Genomic DNA, 18,923 nt, shown 5'->3' with positions numbered 1-18,923 from the left:
AAATTACTCGTCATACTTCAAGCTGTAAGTTCGTTGGCCGTTTTCAGCAACACAAGTCACATACTGATGTATGCTCCTTGGGATAGCTTCATTTGCTGCCTTCTTACAACTTAAATTATTTAGAATAGTTATAGTGAATAGAATAAGTTAGGGTATAAATAATATTTAAGGAAAAGGAATACTTTTGGACAGCCAGCTTGAAGTGACTGCAAAGAACTCGAAAGTCGTGAGAATTTTACAGGTTACTGATACGCATCTTTTTGCTGATACGGAAAATACCCTTTTAGGGATTAACACTTACCGAAGTTATCAAGCGGTACTTGATGCTATTATAGAACAAAATCTACCTATTGACCTCATTGTGGCAACAGGGGACTTAGTCCAAGATCAATCTCCGAAAGCTTATCAACATTTTGCGACGGGTATTGAAAGAATATCTGCGCCTTGCGTTTGGTTACCCGGCAATCATGATTATCCACCAGCAATGGTTGAATCCCTAAGAGTGGCTGGTATATCGAGTGCAAAGCAAATTTTGATTGATAAAGAATGGCAGATTTTGATGCTTGATAGCCAACTACAAGATGTTGCACACGGTGAGTTATCCGAACAGCAATTGGAGTGGATGAAGTGTTGTTTAGATAATGAGCCAGAACGTACAACGATTATCATGTTGCATCATCACCCGCTATCTTCAGGCTGTACATGGCTTGATCAACATAGTCTTCGAAATTCACATACTTTAGCTGATTATTTAAAAAAATATTCAAATGTTAAAGCAATGCTGTGTGGGCATATTCACCAAGAGATGGATGAATATTGGCATGGTATTCGCTTGTTGGCTACGCCATCTACTTGTGTGCAGTTTAAGCCACATTGCACTAATTTTGCATTGGATACTGTTGCGCCGGGTTGGCGCTATCTTGAATTGACGGTAGATGCGCAAGGTAAAAGGCAGGTTAATACCGTTGTTCATCGTTTAGAGACAAGAGAGTTTAACCCTGACTTAAATTCAGATGGTTACTAATTAGCTTATGTCGACACTACTTTATATACATGGTTTTAATAGTTCACCTCAGTCGGTTAAGGCGAGTAGCCTAAAACAATGGGTTGAAAAAAATTATCCACATATCAATATGATTGTGCCGCAATTACCCAATTACCCAAAGCAAGCTGAAGTTGTCTTAAATGATATTATTATGCAGCATCAGCATGAGAAAATAGGTTTAGTGGGTTCGTCCCTTGGGGGATATTTTTCTATTTGGTTTTCTGAGCGTTATCAACTGCCTGCCGTCTTAGTTAATCCAGCCGTTCGCCCTTTTGATCTACTGCAAGATTATTTAGGGGAGAACACGAATCCTTATACACAAGAAAAATATCTACTGGAATCTAAGCACATAGATGAGTTAAAGTCCCTGCATATTGAGCAGCTAAGATCGCCTAATTTGATTTGGTTATTACAGCAGATGGGTGATGAAGTACTCGATTATCGTGAAGCTGTTGCCTATCTTTCTAAGAGTAAACAAACAGTTGAATCTGGCGGTAATCATGCATTTGTTGGTTTTGAAGCTTACTTCCCTCAAATGATACATTTTCTGGATTTAGCAGAGAAATAGTGTCAAAACGCATATACACTGTTATTATCAACAGTAACTTACTAGTTGAATTGTTTAACATATATAGACCTAATGATTCAAGATACATGCAACTTGGTGTATGGCGAGTATAATTCAACTAATCACCTATTACCGCAGAATGACAATATGACTCAATCTAGTTATAACGCAGAGGACATTGAAGTTCTCAGTGGTTTGGAGCCTGTTCGTCGTCGTCCTGGTATGTATACTGACACCAGTCGACCGAATCATTTGGCACAAGAAGTAATTGATAACAGTGTCGATGAAGCCTTAGCAGGTCATGCGGGGCACATCGAGGTTATTTTATATCCCGACCAATCATTAGAAGTTATTGATGACGGGCGTGGTATGCCTGTTGATATTCACCCCGAAATGAAAGTTTCTGCTGTTGAGCTTATTTTAAGCCAGCTTCATGCCGGTGGTAAGTTTTCAAACAAAAATTACCAGTTTTCAGGTGGATTACATGGGGTTGGTATCTCTGTTGTAAATGCATTATCAAAACGTATTGAAGTTAAAGTACGCCGTGATGGACAAATTCATCAAATTGCTTTTGAAAATGGCGACAAAGTAGAAGAACTGCATGTTATAGGGACCTGTGGCAAACGTAACACGGGTACTAGCGTGCGTTTTTGGCCAGATGTTAGCTATTTTGATAGTCCTAAATTTTCAGTTTCGCGTTTAATGCACAACCTAAAAGCAAAAGCAGTTTTATGCCCTGGCGTGAAAATTACGTTTAAGGATCAGCTCAATAATACTGAGCAAAGCTGGTGCTATACGGATGGATTGACTGATTATTTAATGGAGTCAGTCGATGGACTAGAAACATTGCCAGAAAAACCGTTTACAGGTGATTTTTCTAGTGAAACGGAAGCCGCTCAATGGGCATTGTTATGGCTACCAGAAGGTGGCGAATTACTTACTGAAAGTTATGTTAATTTAATCCCAACTGCTCAAGGGGGAACTCACGTTAATGGCTTGCGCCAAGGCTTACTTGATGCGATGCGTGAGTTTTGTGAATTTCGCAATATCTTACCTCGGGGCGTTAAATTATCGGCGGATGATATTTGGGAACGCTGCGCTTACGTTCTTTCAGTTAAAATGCAAGACCCGCAATTTGCTGGGCAAACGAAAGAGCGTCTCTCTTCTCGCCAGTGTGCGGCCTTTGTTTCCGGTGTTCTCAAAGATGCTTTTAGTCTGTGGTTGAATCAAAACGTTCAAGTTGCAGAACAGTTAGCTGAAATGGCAATATCCAGCGCACAACGCCGTATGCGTGCTGCGAAAAAAGTGGTTCGTAAGAAATTAACTAGCGGTCCAGCTTTACCGGGCAAATTAGCGGATTGTAGTTCGCAAGATTTAAGCATGACAGAGTTGTTTCTTGTGGAAGGGGACTCTGCTGGTGGCTCTGCTAAACAGGCTCGTGATCGTGAATATCAAGCTATTATGCCGTTGCGCGGTAAAATTTTAAACACTTGGGAAGTCTCTTCTGATGAGGTATTAGCTTCACAAGAAGTCCATGATATCTCAGTAGCCATTGGTATGGACCCTGATAGTGAAGATCTTAGCCAGCTTCGCTACGGTAAAGTCTGTATTCTTGCGGATGCGGACTCCGATGGATTACATATTGCGACACTACTGTGTGCATTATTTGTGCGCCATTTCCTTGCGTTAGTGAAAGCAGGGCATGTCTATATGGCAATGCCTCCGTTATATCGTATCGACTTGGGTAAAGAGACACACTACGCTTTAGATGAAAGCGAAAAAAATGCAATTCTTGACAAGTTAAGCCGTAAAAGAGGCAAACCAAACGTACAACGTTTTAAAGGCTTGGGGGAAATGAACCCACTTCAGCTACGTGAAACGACGCTAGATCCAAATACGCGTCGCCTTGTTCAGCTAGTCATCGATGATGAAAATTATCCAGAAACTCTTGCTGTTATGGATATGCTTTTGGCGAAAAAACGTTCTGAAGACCGCCGTAATTGGTTGCAAGAAAAAGGCGATATGGCAGAAATTGATGTTTAACATCCTCCATGTGATGAGAAAGAGTAAGGAACGTATTCAATGAGTGAAATTACTCATGATGGCGTAGAGCGCTTACCGCTCCACGCCTTTACTGAGAGCGCCTATCTGAACTATTCGATGTACGTCATCATGGATAGGGCGTTACCCTTTATTGGCGATGGACTAAAACCTGTCCAGCGTCGTATCGTGTATGCGATGTCTGAACTCGGACTGAGCAATGCGGCAAAATATAAAAAATCGGCGAGAACCGTCGGGGACGTATTAGGTAAATATCACCCTCATGGTGATAGTGCCTGCTATGAAGCTATGGTTTTGATGGCTCAGCCATTCTCTTATCGTTATCCATTAGTTGATGGGCAAGGTAACTGGGGGGCACCGGATGATCCTAAATCATTTGCTGCCATGCGTTATACCGAATCTCGCTTATCTAAATATGCAGAAACGTTGTTGAGTGAACTTGCTCATGGCACGGTTGATTGGGTGCCTAACTTTGATGGCACATTAAATGAGCCTAAAATGTTGCCAGCGCGTTTACCAAATATTCTACTTAATGGTACGACGGGTATTGCGGTGGGAATGGCGACAGATATTCCACCACACAATGCGCGAGAAGTCGCTAATGCTGTTATTGCTTTGCTGGAAAAACCAACCTTAACGCTTGATGATGTTATGACGTTTGTTCCGGGGCCTGATTACCCAACCGAAGCGGAGATTATTTCTTCTCCTCATGATCTTCGAAAGATTTATCAAACGGGGAAAGGCTCTGTGCGTATGCGCGCAATTTGGGAAAAAGAGGATGGTAATGCAGTTATTACCGCATTACCTCATCAGGTTTCCGGCGCTAAAATCTTAGAACAAATCGCAAGCCAAATTCGTTCGAAAAAATTACCTATGGTGGAGGATTTACGTGATGAATCTAATCATGAGAACCCAACACGTTTAGTGATTGTTCCTCGAAGTAATCGCGTTGACTTAGAGCAAGTGATGACTCACTTGTTTGCAACGACCGATTTAGAAAGAAGTTATCGCGTCAATCTGAATATGATTGGTTTAGATCATCGACCATCAGTAAAAGGATTGGTTGAGATCCTGAACGAATGGATAGTTTATCGGCGCCAAACCGTTCGAAATCGTTTAAGCCATCGATTAGAAAAAGTCTTAAGACGCCTGCATATTTTAGATGGTTTATTAATTGCTTATCTCAATATTGATGAAGTCATTGAAATCATTCGTGCAGAAGATGAACCGAAGCCTGTTTTAATGTCGCGTTTTAATATTTCCGATACACAGGCGGAAGCGATCCTGGAGATAAAACTCCGTCATTTAGCTAAACTCGAAGAAATGAAAATTCGTGGTGAGCAAGATGAACTCGCGAAAGAACGCGATGAACTACAAAGTATTTTAGGTTCCGAACGTAAGCTGAATACACTTATCAAAAAAGAAATTCAGGCTGATGCAAAAATATATGGTGATGACCGACGTTCACCATTGCACGAGCGTGAAGAAGCGAAAGCGATGAGTGAGCACGAAATTCTACCGTCAGAGCCAATTACTGTCGTGTTATCTGATATGGGCTGGGTGCGTAGTGCAAAAGGGCATGATATTGAGCCTACTAACCTGAGTTATAAAGCAGGAGATGGCTTTAAAGAGGCGGCCCGAGGAAAAACTAATCAAGCTGCAGTGTTCCTTGATACTACAGGGCGTAGCTACGCGATTGACCCGTTGGAATTACCGTCAGCACGTAGCCAAGGCGAGCCTCTAACCGGTAAACTTACATTGCCACCAGGCGCGTCTATTGAGCATGTTCTAATGGCGCCTGAAGAGCAAAAATATTTAATGGCATCCGATGCGGGTTACGGTTTTATCTGTACCTTTAGCGATTTGGTGACTAAAAATAAAACCGGTAAGGCTTTAATATCATTACCTGAAAATGCAAAAGTTCTCTCACCTATTGAGCTGCATAACGAACAAGAAGATCTCTTGTTGGCAATTACCAAAGCTGGGCGTATGTTGATATTCCCAGTTGCCGATTTGCCGCAGCTTTCAAAGGGTAAAGGTAATAAGATAATCAATATTACGGGTTCTCAGGCTGCAAGTGGCGAAGATCTATTGACTTGGCTGATGGTTTTACCTAGTCAAGGTTCGATGACGCTTTATTATGGCAAGCGAAAACTGAAATTTAAGCCAGAAGATTTACAGAAATATCGTTCAGAGCGTGGACGTAAAGGAACATCTCTACCACGCGGGCTTCATAATATAGAGCGGATCGAGATTGATTCTGTAGACTAAAATTAATAATATCCCTAAGTTGTTTAAACAGCGACACGCGGAGATTAAAACTACCCCGATGAACATTAAAATAGGTGATTCGGGGCGTAAAATACGTTCGCAATGTATCTGTGTAGGCTGAATAGCTTTGAGGGAGTTTTAACGATTTGAGGAAGAGTATGTTAGCGCTTATTCGAGCGATTTTGGTTTTGATATATACAATATTGGTCTGTGTTGTTGGCGGAATTTATTGTTTACTTAGCCCTCGTAATCCAAAACATGTGATGACCTTTTCACATTTGTTTGGAAAACTGCATAAAGTGTTAGGCATTAAACTGGTAGACCGTATACCTCCAGCGGCGAAAAATTATGGGCCCAGTATTTATATTGGTAATCACCAAAATAATTACGATATGGTAACCATGTCTAATGGGGTTCAACCAAGAACGGTAACGGTAGGTAAGCGTAGTCTATTATTTATTCCGTTTTTTGGTTTTTTATATTGGATCACGGGCAATATCCTTATTGACCGAGGAAACCGATCAAAGGCGCATAATACGATTTCACAGGTTTCAGATCAAATTATTAAACGTAAAATATCAGTTTGGATGTTTCCCGAAGGCACTCGTAGCCGTGGTCGCGGTTTATTGCCGTTTAAAACGGGTGCCTTTCATGCAGCAATAGCAGCAGGTGTGCCTATTGTTCCTGTTTGTGTTTCTAGCACAGAAGGAAAGATTAAACTTAATCGTTGGAATAATGGTTATGTCATTGTTGAAATGCTCGATCCAATAGACACGTCAAAATACACTCGCGAGCAAGTGAGAGAATTATCCGAATATTGTCATCGCTTGATGGAAGCTAAGATAAAAGAGCTAGATAGGGAAGTTGCTGAGTTGAATAAGCAATAAGATAGCAATCGTATTTAAAGTTGTTGGTGGGTGAGTTTTGTTTTGCTTTCCATCTGCAACTTTACTTATTAAGAGTCTAACTCGTTAAATAATAAACATTTCTAAATGACCATTTTAATGGTTGGGATCATGTTTTTTGTCTGTTTATTGGGACAACTTCAATTTTTCCTCTTGTCAGCCTCAATTGTTTTACCTAAATACCCTTATTATTTATATTCCAATTAGTTAAATTTTAATTATTTGCAAAGATATTTTTAGAGTTTAATCTTTTTTCGCGATATCATGACACCAAATTTTATTTCAGTATAAAATCATTGCGTCTAAGGCGTGATATTGCTGGCGCTAACCTAAAATTAGCCATATAAATGGCTTGTAATTTAAAATATCTAATAATAATAAGCGCTGGAATTTTTGTTTAGCGGAGAATTTATGTCATTCAGTCGGTGTCAGTCCCTTCTTATTGCAGGGATGGCTTTGTGTATGTCTTATGTGCCTAGTAATGCTAGTGCTAATGGAACAACCCTACTTCCGGTTCCACCATTATTAGAATCTCGCTCAGGTCAGCCTCTATTTTTAACATTACAGAAAATACATTGGTCTTTTGATGGCAAGTATTCTGCTGATGTATGGGGAGTTAATGGGTCATCACCTGGACCAACAATTAGAGTAAAAGATGGCGATGATCTAAAACTGATTTACAGTAATAGGTTGCCTGATGCTGTATCAATGACGATCAGTGGTTTACAAATCACGGGGACGCAAGTTGGTGGTGCGGCTAGACTGATTTCACCCAATGCGGATTGGTCGCCGGTGATCCCTATTCGTCAAAATGCAGCCACACTTTGGTATCATGCGAACACCCAAGGAAAGATGGGAGAGCAGATTCATAATGGTCTACTTGGCATGTGGATAGTTGACGATGAATCGAGTAAAAATTTACGCTTACCAAAACATTATGGCGTTGATGATTTTCCTATCATTATTCAAGATAAACGATTAGATAACTTTGGTGTGCCTGAATATCAGGCTGATGAAAATGGCTTTATTGGTGATTCATTATTAGTCAATGGTGTTCAAGATCCCTACCTTGAAGTTTCCCGTGGTTGGATCCGTTTAAGGTTACTTAATGCCTCGAATTCTAGACGCTATGTGATGAAAATCAGTGATGGTAGGCCGTTTGCGATGATAGCGTCAGACCAAGGATTTTTGACGGCTCCAGTAAATATTCAAGAATTACCTCTCGCGCCAGGGGAGCGTAGAGAAGTATTGATTGATATGGCAAAAACGCAAGAGCTAACAATCACGGCTGGTGAGTCGGCAACCTTTATGGATAGAGTCAAAGGGCTGTTTGAACCATCGTCTTCATTAATTTCAACGAATGTTTTAACGATTAAAGCAACGGGTTTAATGTCATTAGTCACAGATGGTTTACCTACGCAGCTCGTGGATGATAAAACGCAGGTTACATCGTCGATTACTAATCGTGATATTCGTCTTGATGAACCATATGGTATTAATAATGTGACGATTGACACCAACCGAGTGGATATCACCAGCCGTCAAGGTAGCTGGGAGCGTTGGACTGTGACGAGTAGTGTACCTCAAGCATTTCATATTGAAGGTGTACGTTTTAAAGTGATTAATCGTAATGGTCAGCCAACTCAACCAGAAGATTTTGGTTGGAAAGACACAGTTTGGGTTGATGGACGAACTGAATTATTGGTTCAAATGATGCAGCCATCTTATAATCATTTTCCATTTTTATTCTATAGTCAAAACTTGGAAAAAGCGGATTTAGGATCAGTGGGTCAACTTGTTGTGACGCCGCAAGAGTAACAAGATACGTATTACAAAATAAAAGCAGGCGAAATGCCTGCTTTTATTCGTTTTAATTTTGGTTAATTAGCGATCAAATGATCTAGTCGCGAGCTTACTGCTAGTGGTTACTTTTGATTAGCTAAATATCGTCATTAGCTCAGGGCGACACGAATTCCGAATGCAATTAAAATTACGCCCAGTACTCTATCGACATATTTTTGCACTTTAGATAAACCTCTGCGAACTGGTGCGCTTTGGATAAGAAATACCAGTATTGGCCAATAGATAGCACCCAAGCCCCAAATAATAAAGGCAAACCAAAGTTTTTCATTAAAGGTTGAGTCAACGCTTAATACCTGCGTAAAAATTGCCAGAAAAAACAGTGTAGCTTTAGGATTCAATACATTACATAGAAATCCCTGCATAAAGGCTTTCTTAAATGAGACTATTTCATGTTGAGTATTATTTAAGTCAACATGCTGACCTGATTGAGGTAGTAAACTTTTAATGCCAATCCAAATTAAATAGACAGCACCTGCATATTTTAAAATATTAAATAGCCAAGGTGTTGTGGTTATTAATACGGCGAGCCCTGCGACGCAGTAAGTCATGTGTAATGCAATCGCAACGATAATACCTAGTGCTGTCATTAGTGCGGCAGAACGCTGATAGCGAGCTGCATTTTTAATGATCAAGAAAAAATCAGGGCCTGGAGAAAGCATGCCAAGGGTTGCAATAGTGGCAATCATGATAGTGGTTTCGTACATTTTACGATCTCTTTGTTATGATTTGTTTTTTAATGTTATTCTGACTATTAAATTTTATTGTCCGAGTATAAGTTATTGGTTCTTGTTTAAGGAAGTTTAAATTTAGTCGACGTAGCAATTCTGTTTCCGTATAGTGTGCACAATTTTTATATTTAGCTTCTAAGGTGATTAGATGAATATTAGCTTAATCGCAGCATTGGCGATCGATCAGGTTATCGGCATGGAAAAAGCAATGCCTTGGAATTTACCTGGCGATCTGGCTTGGTTTAAACGTAATACTTTAAATAAACCAGTGATCATGGGGCGTGTTACTTATGAGTCAATTGGTCGTCCATTACCACAGCGTGTTAATATTGTATTAAGTAGCCAACCTGGTGCGGATAGCAGTGTTATTTGGGTAACATCGGTTGAAGAAGCTCTCGCAGCTGCTCAGGCCGTTGAAGGCGCCGACGAAGTGATGGTTATCGGTGGTGGTAAGGTATATCAACAATTTCTTCCACTCGCAAACAAACTTTATCTGACACATGTAGATGCGGAAGTTATCGGTGATACTCATTTTCCTATTTATGAACCTGATGAGTGGGACTCAGAATTCACGGAATTTCATGAAGCTGATGAAAACAATACGCATGGCGTTTGTTTTGAGATATTGAATAAAAGAGTTTAGTATTAATTTGATCAGTTAATTATTGAATATAAAAATGGAGCATTTAGCTCCATTTTTTATTGCTTTTTAACTCAATATTTACTGATTACATTTAAATATTAGCGAGTTAACTTATTCTTTACGACGTTTTTGATATGATTGTTGTCTGTGAAACTGTTTGGTTTCCCAGTGAAATAAGGTTAAATCGCTTCCCCAGCAACAGCCTGTATCCATTGGATAGATGTGCTCAGGTGCGAATTTTCCTTCTAGCGAAGCCCAATGACCAAAAAAGATCGCGTAATCTTCAGGGATCTTACTCGGTAGTGCAAACCACGGTTTAAGTGGAGAGGGGGCTCTATCTGGTGTTTCTTTACAGACCATATCAAGCTGTCCGTTTGGAAAGCAGTAACGCATACGCGTTAATGCATTAGTACTAAAACGCAAACGTGCTAAGCCCATAAGGCTGTCTGACCAATTGTTTGGCATGTCGCCATACATAGAGTCAATAAAGAGTGGGTAAGCGTCACTGGATAATACAGCCTCAACTTCCCTTGCGCACATACGTGCTGTGCCTATGTCCCATTGAGGTGTAATACCTGCATGGGTCATGACTATTTTTTTCTCTTCATCAATCTGTAACAGAGGTTGGCGGCGTAACCAATTAATCAACTCATCGATATCTGGTGCATTTAATAATTCATCAAGATTATCTTTGGGTTTATTACGACTAATTTTACAGAAGATCCCCAATAGGTGAAGATCATGATTGCCAAGGACTATGCGAGCAGATGTACCCAGACTTTTAACATAGCGCAATACTTGAAGAGATTCCGGTCCACGGGCAACTAAGTCGCCTGTTAACCATACTGTATCTTGTTGTGGATCGAAATTAACACTTTCAAGTAAATCGCGTAGTTCACGATAGCAACCGTGAATATCACCAATAATATATGTAGACATAATTAATTAATCAGCGTTGGTATAGCGAGGCGGAAAGCAGGGATATCGACATGAAAATTATCACCCCGACCGCTAATCATGACGTAATAACCTTCCATTGTACCCATTGGTGTTTCAAGCACAGCACCACTAGTATAACGATATTCAGTCCCAGGATGGATAATCGGTTGTTCACCGATAACGCCTTCACCTTGAACTTCAGTTTTATGGCCATCACTATTAGTAATGAGCCAGTAACGGCTCATCAGTTGTATTGTTTCTCGGCCTAAGTTGCGGATGCAAATGGTATACGCAAAAACATAACGGGCAACTTCCGGCTGAGATTGACTCTCTATATAGACACTTTGAACTTTGATGCTCACATTCGGTTCATTAAGCATAGTGCCCTCCTTCAATATTCTATACTGAACGATTAGAAAGATAATTTGCCATTTTACAATAAGCTTCAACAGAGATATTTTCAGCGCGAGTGCCTGGATCAATACCTAGCATAGTGAGCTCTTCAACTGTGAATATATCACCTAAGCTATTACGGATTGTTTTACGGCGCTGATTGAATGCCTGCGTTGTAACACGGCTTAAAAATTTAATATCCTTAACAGGATATGGAATTTCACGATGTGGAATAAGCTTAACGATGGCTGAATCTACTTTCGGTGCGGGTGTAAAAGCAGTTGGTGGTACTTCCAAGACAGGCATTACATGGCAATAATATTGAGCCATTACGCTCAGACGACCAAATGCCTTGCTACCTGGACCTGCAACTAATCTATTCACCACTTCTTTTTGTAACATGAAACTCATATCGGCAATGGAGTCGGTAAAAGTGAATAAATGAAACATTAATGGTGTAGAAATATTGTACGGCAGATTGCCAAATACACGCAGTGGTTGCCCAGCTTCTTTAGCTAACTCGCTAAAATCGACTTTCATCGCATCTTGCTGGATGATCGTTAGCTTATCTTTAAGCTGTGGGTGTACGTGTAAACGGGCAGCAAGATCACGGTCAATTTCAATGACCGTCATTTTATCCATTCGGCTACCAACAGGCTCTGTTAATGCGCCTAGGCCGGGGCCAATTTCGACAACAGACTGGCCGTGTTGCGGATTCATTGCATCTACAATACTGTCGATAATAAATTGGTCAGTTAAAAAGTTTTGACCAAAACGTTTACGGGCAAAGTGCCCTTGGTGGACTCTATTATTCATGAATTCTTATGTGTCATCTGGATAGCTAACTTCAATGCGGTGATAAAACTTCCCGCATCGGCATGACCCGTACCTGCTAATTCTAGCGCTGTGCCGTGGTCGACAGAAGTACGGATAAACGGCAGGCCTAGGGTGATATTCACCGCTCTGCCGAAACCTTGGTATTTTAGCACAGGAAGGCCTTGATCGTGATACATCGCCAGTACGGCATCTGCGTCATTTAAATACTTGGGCTGAAATAATGTATCAGCAGGAAGTGGACCTATGAGGTTTATTCCTTTTTTTCTCAAGTTTTCGAGTGCGGGTATGATGGTATCAATTTCTTCTGTGCCCATGTGGCCGCCTTCTCCTGCATGAGGATTGAGGCCGCAAACATAGATATTGGGATTTTTAATACCAAATTTGGATTGTAAATCATGATGCAAAATTGTAATAACTTCTTGCAAGCTTTGCTCGCTGATAGCATCAGACACCTCTTTTAATGGGAGGTGTGTTGTGGCTAATGCAACACGTAGTTCTTGCGTGGCAAGCATCATAACGACGCGGTCGCAATGACTTCTTTGTGCGAAAAACTCAGTATGGCCACTAAAAGGAATACCTGCGTCATTGATTATTCCTTTATGTACTGGACCTGTCACAATGGCGGAGAACTCACCGCTTAAACAGCCATCAGCAGCTCTTGCTAATGTTTGAACGACATAGTCACCGTTTTGTACATCTAAGATACCGGGCGTGACTGTAGCGTTTAAGCGAACAGGAACAATCGATAAACTTCCGGGGGCTTGTGGCTCTGAGCATATATTCGCGGAATAATTTTTTAGTACTAAAGGTAAGTTAAGAAGTTTAGCTCTAGTGAGAAGTAAATCTGGGTCAGCACAAGCGACTAACTCAACATCCCACTGCATTTGAGCGAGATGAATGAGTAAGTCAGGACCGACCCCGGCAGGTTCACCGGGGGTTATAACAATTGGCTTAATTAGTTTTTTCATCTTTTTGGCTATCACGACCATCGATGACGTTTACATAAGCAGAGGCTCTTTGCTCTTGCATCCAAGTTTGTGCTTCTTCATTAAACTTGCGATTGAACAGTAAACGATAGGCTTGATCTTTTTTCGCTGCATCTGTTTTATCAACATTACGCGTATCTTCTAACTGAATTAAATGCCAGCCAAAGTTTGAAGGAACAGGTTGGCTTAGCTCACCTTTATTCAGTTTCATCAACGCATCACGAAATGCAGGGTCGTATACATCAGGCATATTCCAACCTAATTCACCACCTTTCAGTGCACTACCCGGATCTTCTGAGTTTTCTTTCGCTGCATCTTCAAATGAAATTTTTCCACTACGGATATCTTGTGAAATTTGCACCAGTTTTTGTCTTGCTTGCGTATCATCCATAATTGGTGATGATTTAATCAAGATATGGCGAGCTTTCACTTCAGTGACTGAAATGGGTTGATTACCACCGCTGATGTCATTAACACGCAATATGTGATACCCCACACCAGAACGGATAGGGCCTACAATGTCAGATTTTTTAGCATTTTTCAGTTGTTCAGCGAATACAACTGGGAGTTCTTGTAAACGTGACCAACCCATATTACCGCCTTTGAGCGCTTGTGGGTCTGCTGAATAGGCAATAGCGAGCTTACCGAAGTCACCGCCTTTTTTCAGTTCAGCTAAAATTTTATTCACTAAAGCTTCCGCTTTTTGTAGCTGTTCTTGGGTTGGGTTTTCAGGTAATGGAATCAAGATATGGCTTAGATTCATGCCTTGTTCGTAGTTGGCTTGTGAATTCATTTGTTCAGCAAGAGAATCAACTTCTTGTGGCAAAATGGTCACACGGCGACGAACTTCGTTATTACGAACTTCTGAAATCAGCATCTCTTTACGAATTTCACTACGATACTGAGCCATATTGATGCCATCAGCTACTAAGCGTTTTTGCATTTGCTCAACGGTGATGTTGTTTTGGCGCGCAATATCTGCAATCGTCGCATTAACCGCTTCTTCTGGGATGTTGATTTGCATTTGGTTTGCCATTTGCAACATGATGTTATCCATCACCAGACGTTCAACGATTTGATGACGAAGAGCTTGATCATCAGGAACTTGTTGGCCAGCACCGCGTGCGTTCAATTTAACCGTGTTGATCATATTCTGGACGTCGCTTTCCAGCACAACTCCGTTATTGACGACCGCAGCCACTTTATCCATTTGCTGTGGCGCAGCTAAAGTAGCAGAGCTTGTGAACATCAGCCCCAGGATAAGCGTTCTCCAATTCTTCATAATGGTCCTATAAAATTGATTTTGATTCCGCAAAAGCGGGGTAATCGTGATATTCAAATTGTCTTTTATCAGAAAGCACGTTGATAAGGCATAATACCTTTACTTAACATTTCCTGACTACCTAAACTATGATTGTTATTTAGGCCTCTAAGTTCAACATTGATTGACCATTTATTATCATATTCACTGTTGAGCTTATCATTTTGCCAACCTACAATTTTACGTTCATAGCCAAGATTGACTGCCCAACAGCATGTATTGTATTGCAGTCCAACAAGCTGACTTGCAGATTGTTGTTGTTTTGTATCGTAATAATATGAACCAACAAAGCCCCAACGCTCACTTAACGGCCAACTAACAACTGTACCAATTTGTGAAATACCTTGCTGGTACTCAGGTAGTGTGTCTTTTTTGAGTACGGTAGCTTGAATATAATCACGATCCACAAAACGATAATTCAATTGAATTAAGCGATCTGCGTCGAAACGATATTCAGTTACCGCATTACCCATAGTGACATTACCTAGGCGGCGGTCATATTGCAATCCACCACGAATGCCCCAGTTTTCGTCAATACGCCACATTGTGTCAGTGGCCCACAGTAGTGAACCCGTATTACTTTTATCATCAATTGGGCGGTTAGTATCACCAGCGCGAGGGCGCTCGAAGTAGTAAATTTGCCCAACAGAGAAATTAAAACGTTCCGCAAGTGCATCATCATACAGGCGGGTTGTTACACCAGTTGTAAACTGATTTGCTGATGCAATACGGTCAAGACCACTATAAATTCTATCACGGAATAAACCGCTATAATCCGACTGTAATAATGAGGAGTCGAAGTTATTGATGTTGTCTTGATCTTTATACGGAATATACAAATATTGAACGCGAGGCTCTAATGTTTGTACGTAATCACTGCCTTGGTAAAGATCTCTTTCGAAAACAACTTTCGCGTCACTTTTAAACATTGGTAGGACACGAGTGATATTTTTTTCTAAGTTGCTATCTTTATTAGTGCTAGGAATATCTTGGTCATAATGCGTGGCGAACAATTTGAAGCTATTGTTCATATTCGCCCAACCATTTGATAAAGGTAAATTTACCTCAGGTTCAAGATGTAAACGCGTCGCATCAGGGTTATTTTTACCTACGCTCGTAAAGCGCGCTGCTTGTGCATAGGTATGAACATCAAATGCCCCTAAGTTATTTTTATAAAAGTTTAAATCCAGCTGTGGCTCGGCTTTATAAGCACGTCGGTTAGGGTCATCAACAAAAATTTGGAATTGTTTATGAGTTAATTTAGCATTCCAGTTAGTATCCGAATAGCCTGTACTGAATTTTTGTGTCGCATAGCCGTCAGTGGTACTACCATACTGAGAACTAAAATCAGTAAAGTATTGAGGATCACTCACTTTGGTGTAGTCAGCATTGAAGTTCCAATGCTGGTTATAGGTACCTGAATGATTCCAATAAAATAGCCAACGGTCATTACTATCTCGAGCATCACGTTTGTTACTTTCTTTATCTTTAATATAGGCACGATCATGGTTGATGAAGTCGAATGCAACCGTTCCTGTCCCCGGCGCAACTAAATAACGGAATTCATTATTGAGTTTAACACCTCGGTGAGTCATAAACTGAGGTGTGATAGTGGCATCGTAGTTAGGTGCAATATTCCAATAATAAGGCAGAGAAAACTCTAATCCATCATTAGAGGAATAACTTCCTGTTGGAATTAAGAAACCGGAGCGGCGTTTATTTCCAATTGGCAATTGCATGTATGGGCTATAAAAAATCGGTACATCACCTACACGGAAACGTGCATGCCAAATTTCTGCAACTTCTTCTTCACGGTCGATAATGACTTCAGAACCTTTGATGCTCCAACTATTGGTTCCCGGTAAGCAGGTGGTGAAAGTCCCGTTTTCCATGATGGAATAGCGGTTTTCTCCACGCATTTTCATTTTTTTTGCGTCACCGCGACCCTGACGGCCTACCATCATGTAGTTACCATCATTTACATCAGTATTTTTATTATCCAAATTAGACCAAGCTGAAGGGCCTTTTAGGATAATTTGCGGGTCATCATAATGAACATTACCCGTCGCAGTGACTTCACGAACAGGTTCAGCACCTGTTGCTTGAGTTTGTGTGAGCTTAACGTTATCAGCGGTTAATGTCTGATTTCCCTGTTGTATATCAACATCGCCTTTATATTCAACAAAGTTTGGATATTCACCTTGAACATCTTCTGCTGTTATTTGAATAGGCAAGGTGTTGGGATCGCCTTTAATAATTGGTTTAGTATAAACCGGCACGCCCAGCATGCATTGCTCAGCGAGGTCAGCATAGGCTTGCTGACTATAAATTGCCGCCCACACCATGGTGGCAAGTATTGTTGGGTAACTTTTCTTCATCATTAAATATGCGGTTCCGTCAGAGTAGGCATAGTCGGCAAACGCTCAAAGACTAACTTAGCCAATTACTTTGCGCCAGTATAATCATAAACTTTACGTGTGGGTAGTTAGAACATAGTCGTTATGAACATAGTTTATGAACATAGTTGTTATGCATAACAGCAAAATGAATAGTATGATAATGCAAAATTGCATTCTGAGCATTGAAGAATTGAGGGATATATGCACTATTGGGGCAAAATTATTGGTGTCATACTGGCAATCGTCTCTGGTTTAGGGTTTTGGGGCGCTTTAGTTGGTTTAATTATTGGGCACGGATTTGATAAAGCATCCGCACAACGTAAATTTTCGGGTGGCATGAATAAGCGTGACAGGCAGATTATTTTCTTTGCGAGCACCTTTCAAATTCTTGGTCATTTAACCAAGTCAAAAGGGCGTGTAACCGAGACTGATATACAGCTCGCTACAAATTTAATGGATAGAATGCAACTTCATGGTGAGACACGAAAAGCTGCTCAACAGGCTTTTAGAGAAGGTAAATCACCAGACTTTCCATTGAGAGATGTCCTCAAGCAATTACGTATGGCATGTTACGGTCGATTTGACTTGATTCAGATGTTTCTGGAAATTCAATTGCAAGCTGCTTTCGCGGATGGCAACTTGCATCCGAATGAAAGAAAAGTGCTGTTTATTATTGCCGAAGAATTGGGTATTTCAAAAGTTCAGTTTGAACAGTTCCTCGATATGATCCAAAGTGGCCGTCAATTTGGTCAGGGTTATTCGCAGCAGCAATCAGGTGGCTATTATCAGCAATCAAGTGGACCTACCCTTGAAGATGCTTGTAAAGTGCTTGGCGTGTCTCCGAGTGACGATCCAACAAAAATTAAACGCGCCTACCGTAAGCTGATGACTGAACATCATCCAGATAAATTAGTCGCAAAAGGTTTACCACCGGAAATGATGGAAATAGCTAAGCAAAAAGCGCAATCAATTCAAGCAGCTTATGATCTTGTGAAGAAAGAGCGTGGCTTCAAATAATTCATACCCATCATATTTCGTGCCGAAGTGTTGTTGGCTTCACTCGGTTATTCGGGGCACATATTTTTTCAGGCTCCCTGAGTAGCCGAGCGATAACACGGGGTGTTTTTGGTGCGTATGGTTACGAAAAATATATTGATATAAATAATGCTCATCAAGCCGTAGTATCTAGCTACGGCTTTGATTATATAGTGCATAATCAATCGATTGAATAGAATTAAAAATCTGGCTCGCAGCTAAAATGCATCGGCGTGCCATAATCAGGATGAGTGATATAAAGCGCTTGTGCGTGAAGCTGTAAACGAGGAGCTAATGCTTTAGCTTCATCGTGAGCATAAAATCTATCCCCTAAGATAGGATGTCCCAACGCTAACATGTGAACACGTAGCTGATGTGAACGGCCTGTAATTGGTGATAATCTTACGCGAGTAGCTTGTTCTTCATATTCTAATACTTGATATTCCGTTTGCGCTGATTTTCCTGTTTCGAAACACACTTTTTGCTTTGGTCTGTTTGGCCAGTCGCAAATCAACGGTAAATCAATCAATCCTTCTTCTTTTTCTAAATGGCCCCACACCCTAGCGATATAGTGCTTTTTGGGTTCCCTTTCTCTAAATTGACGCTTAAGTTCCCGCTCAGCCGCTTTATGAAGAGCAACGACCATGACACCGCTCGTAGCCATGTCTAAGCGATGAACAGATTCAGCAGTCGGATAATCACGCTGTACTCGGCTCATAATACTGTCAAAGTGCTCAGGCGCTTTACCTGGCACAGAGAGTAGATCGCTTGGTTTGTTGACAACGATGATGTGGTCGTCCTGGTAGAGGACATAGAGCCAAGGATCGGTCGGTGGATCATAAGGTAACATCATAAAATACCCGTCATACTTCAAGTTGTAGGGGTGTTGGCTTCACTCAGCCCCTTGGGTCACATACTTGTGTATGCTC

16 protein-coding genes are annotated in these 18,923 nt (G+C 40.9%); 8 read left to right on the top strand and 8 right to left on the bottom strand.

Annotation, left to right across the window (positions count from 1 at the left end):
- Positions 1 to 184 precede the first annotated feature (184 nt).
- The 6 genes from cpdA (at position 185) to ftsP (ending at position 8,668) form a co-directional block, all read left to right on the top strand.
- Entirely contained in the window at positions 185 to 1,024 is an 840-nt protein-coding gene (cpdA, locus tag ACTH6U_RS08525; RefSeq protein WP_294106777.1) for a 3',5'-cyclic-AMP phosphodiesterase, read from the top strand.
- 7 nt (positions 1,025 to 1,031) lie between these two features.
- On the top strand, positions 1,032 to 1,613 hold the full coding sequence (yqiA, locus tag ACTH6U_RS08520) for an esterase YqiA (RefSeq protein ID WP_294106779.1): 582 nt from the start codon (positions 1,032 to 1,034) through the stop codon (positions 1,611 to 1,613).
- A 147-nt stretch (positions 1,614 to 1,760) separates the two neighbouring features.
- Positions 1,761 to 3,656, top strand: a complete 1,896-nt coding sequence (gene parE / locus ACTH6U_RS08515; protein ID WP_294106781.1) for a DNA topoisomerase IV subunit B — start codon at positions 1,761 to 1,763, stop codon at positions 3,654 to 3,656.
- Between the two features lie 39 nt (positions 3,657 to 3,695).
- On the top strand, positions 3,696 to 5,945 hold the full coding sequence (gene parC, locus ACTH6U_RS08510) for a DNA topoisomerase IV subunit A (RefSeq protein ID WP_434719941.1): 2,250 nt from the start codon (positions 3,696 to 3,698) through the stop codon (positions 5,943 to 5,945).
- 158 nt (positions 5,946 to 6,103) lie between these two features.
- Complete coding sequence (locus ACTH6U_RS08505; RefSeq protein WP_294106785.1) at positions 6,104 to 6,832, top strand: 1-acylglycerol-3-phosphate O-acyltransferase; 729 nt, start codon at positions 6,104 to 6,106, stop codon at positions 6,830 to 6,832.
- Positions 6,833 to 7,261: 429 nt separating this feature from the next.
- Positions 7,262 to 8,668 (top strand): cell division protein FtsP, encoded by a 1,407-nt coding sequence (gene ftsP / locus ACTH6U_RS08500; protein WP_441832009.1) that lies wholly within the window; start codon positions 7,262 to 7,264, stop codon positions 8,666 to 8,668.
- A 134-nt stretch (positions 8,669 to 8,802) separates the two neighbouring features.
- On the opposite strand, the gene ACTH6U_RS08495 is transcribed toward ftsP, so the two are convergent.
- The gene (locus ACTH6U_RS08495) at positions 8,803 to 9,417 is read right to left on the bottom strand and encodes a LysE family translocator (RefSeq protein WP_294106789.1); all 615 of its coding nucleotides are present in this window, start codon (positions 9,415 to 9,417) and stop codon (positions 8,803 to 8,805) included.
- A 172-nt stretch (positions 9,418 to 9,589) separates the two neighbouring features.
- Between ACTH6U_RS08495 and folA the strand changes: the two genes are divergently transcribed.
- Positions 9,590 to 10,084 carry a type 3 dihydrofolate reductase gene (gene folA, locus ACTH6U_RS08490; protein ID WP_294106791.1) on the top strand — a complete coding sequence of 165 codons (495 nt, stop codon included), beginning with the start codon at positions 9,590 to 9,592 and terminating at the stop codon, positions 10,082 to 10,084.
- A gap of 111 nt (positions 10,085 to 10,195) precedes the next feature.
- Here folA and apaH read toward each other — a convergent pair whose 3' ends face one another.
- The 6 genes from apaH to lptD form a co-directional block, all read right to left on the bottom strand.
- Positions 10,196 to 11,023: a bis(5'-nucleosyl)-tetraphosphatase (symmetrical) ApaH gene (gene apaH, locus ACTH6U_RS08485; RefSeq protein ID WP_441832008.1), complete on the bottom strand. Its 828-nt coding sequence runs from the start codon at positions 11,021 to 11,023 to the stop codon at positions 10,196 to 10,198.
- Between the two features lie 2 nt (positions 11,024 to 11,025).
- Positions 11,026 to 11,403, bottom strand: a complete 378-nt coding sequence (apaG, locus tag ACTH6U_RS08480; protein WP_294106794.1) for a Co2+/Mg2+ efflux protein ApaG — start codon at positions 11,401 to 11,403, stop codon at positions 11,026 to 11,028.
- Positions 11,404 to 11,422: 19 nt separating this feature from the next.
- Positions 11,423 to 12,232, bottom strand: coding sequence for a 16S rRNA (adenine(1518)-N(6)/adenine(1519)-N(6))-dimethyltransferase RsmA (gene rsmA / locus ACTH6U_RS08475; protein ID WP_294106796.1), 810 nt, complete (start codon positions 12,230 to 12,232; stop codon positions 11,423 to 11,425).
- Positions 12,229 to 13,221: a 4-hydroxythreonine-4-phosphate dehydrogenase PdxA gene (gene pdxA / locus ACTH6U_RS08470; protein WP_441832007.1), complete on the bottom strand. Its 993-nt coding sequence runs from the start codon at positions 13,219 to 13,221 to the stop codon at positions 12,229 to 12,231. Before pdxA ends, rsmA begins: the two co-directional genes overlap by 4 nt.
- Complete coding sequence (gene surA / locus ACTH6U_RS08465; protein ID WP_294106800.1) at positions 13,205 to 14,521, bottom strand: peptidylprolyl isomerase SurA; 1,317 nt, start codon at positions 14,519 to 14,521, stop codon at positions 13,205 to 13,207. Before surA ends, pdxA begins: the two co-directional genes overlap by 17 nt.
- Before the next feature lie 68 nt (positions 14,522 to 14,589).
- A complete protein-coding gene (lptD, locus tag ACTH6U_RS08460; protein ID WP_441832045.1) occupies positions 14,590 to 16,938 on the bottom strand; it encodes an LPS assembly protein LptD in 2,349 nt (782 codons plus the stop codon).
- 222 nt (positions 16,939 to 17,160) lie between these two features.
- Here lptD and djlA point away from each other — a divergent pair, with 222 nt between their 5' ends.
- A complete protein-coding gene (gene djlA / locus ACTH6U_RS08455) occupies positions 17,161 to 17,976 on the top strand; it encodes a co-chaperone DjlA (RefSeq protein WP_294106802.1) in 816 nt (271 codons plus the stop codon).
- Positions 17,977 to 18,193: 217 nt separating this feature from the next.
- On the opposite strand, the gene rluA is transcribed toward djlA, so the two are convergent.
- A complete protein-coding gene (gene rluA / locus ACTH6U_RS08450; protein WP_294106804.1) occupies positions 18,194 to 18,847 on the bottom strand; it encodes a bifunctional tRNA pseudouridine(32) synthase/23S rRNA pseudouridine(746) synthase RluA in 654 nt (217 codons plus the stop codon).
- Positions 18,848 to 18,923 lie beyond the last annotated feature (76 nt).

Origin of the sequence: Providencia sp., from assembly GCF_052096715.1 — a bacterium.
GTDB lineage: Bacteria > Pseudomonadota > Gammaproteobacteria > Enterobacterales > Enterobacteriaceae > Providencia.
This window is presented reverse-complemented; position numbering and strand designations above follow the sequence as displayed.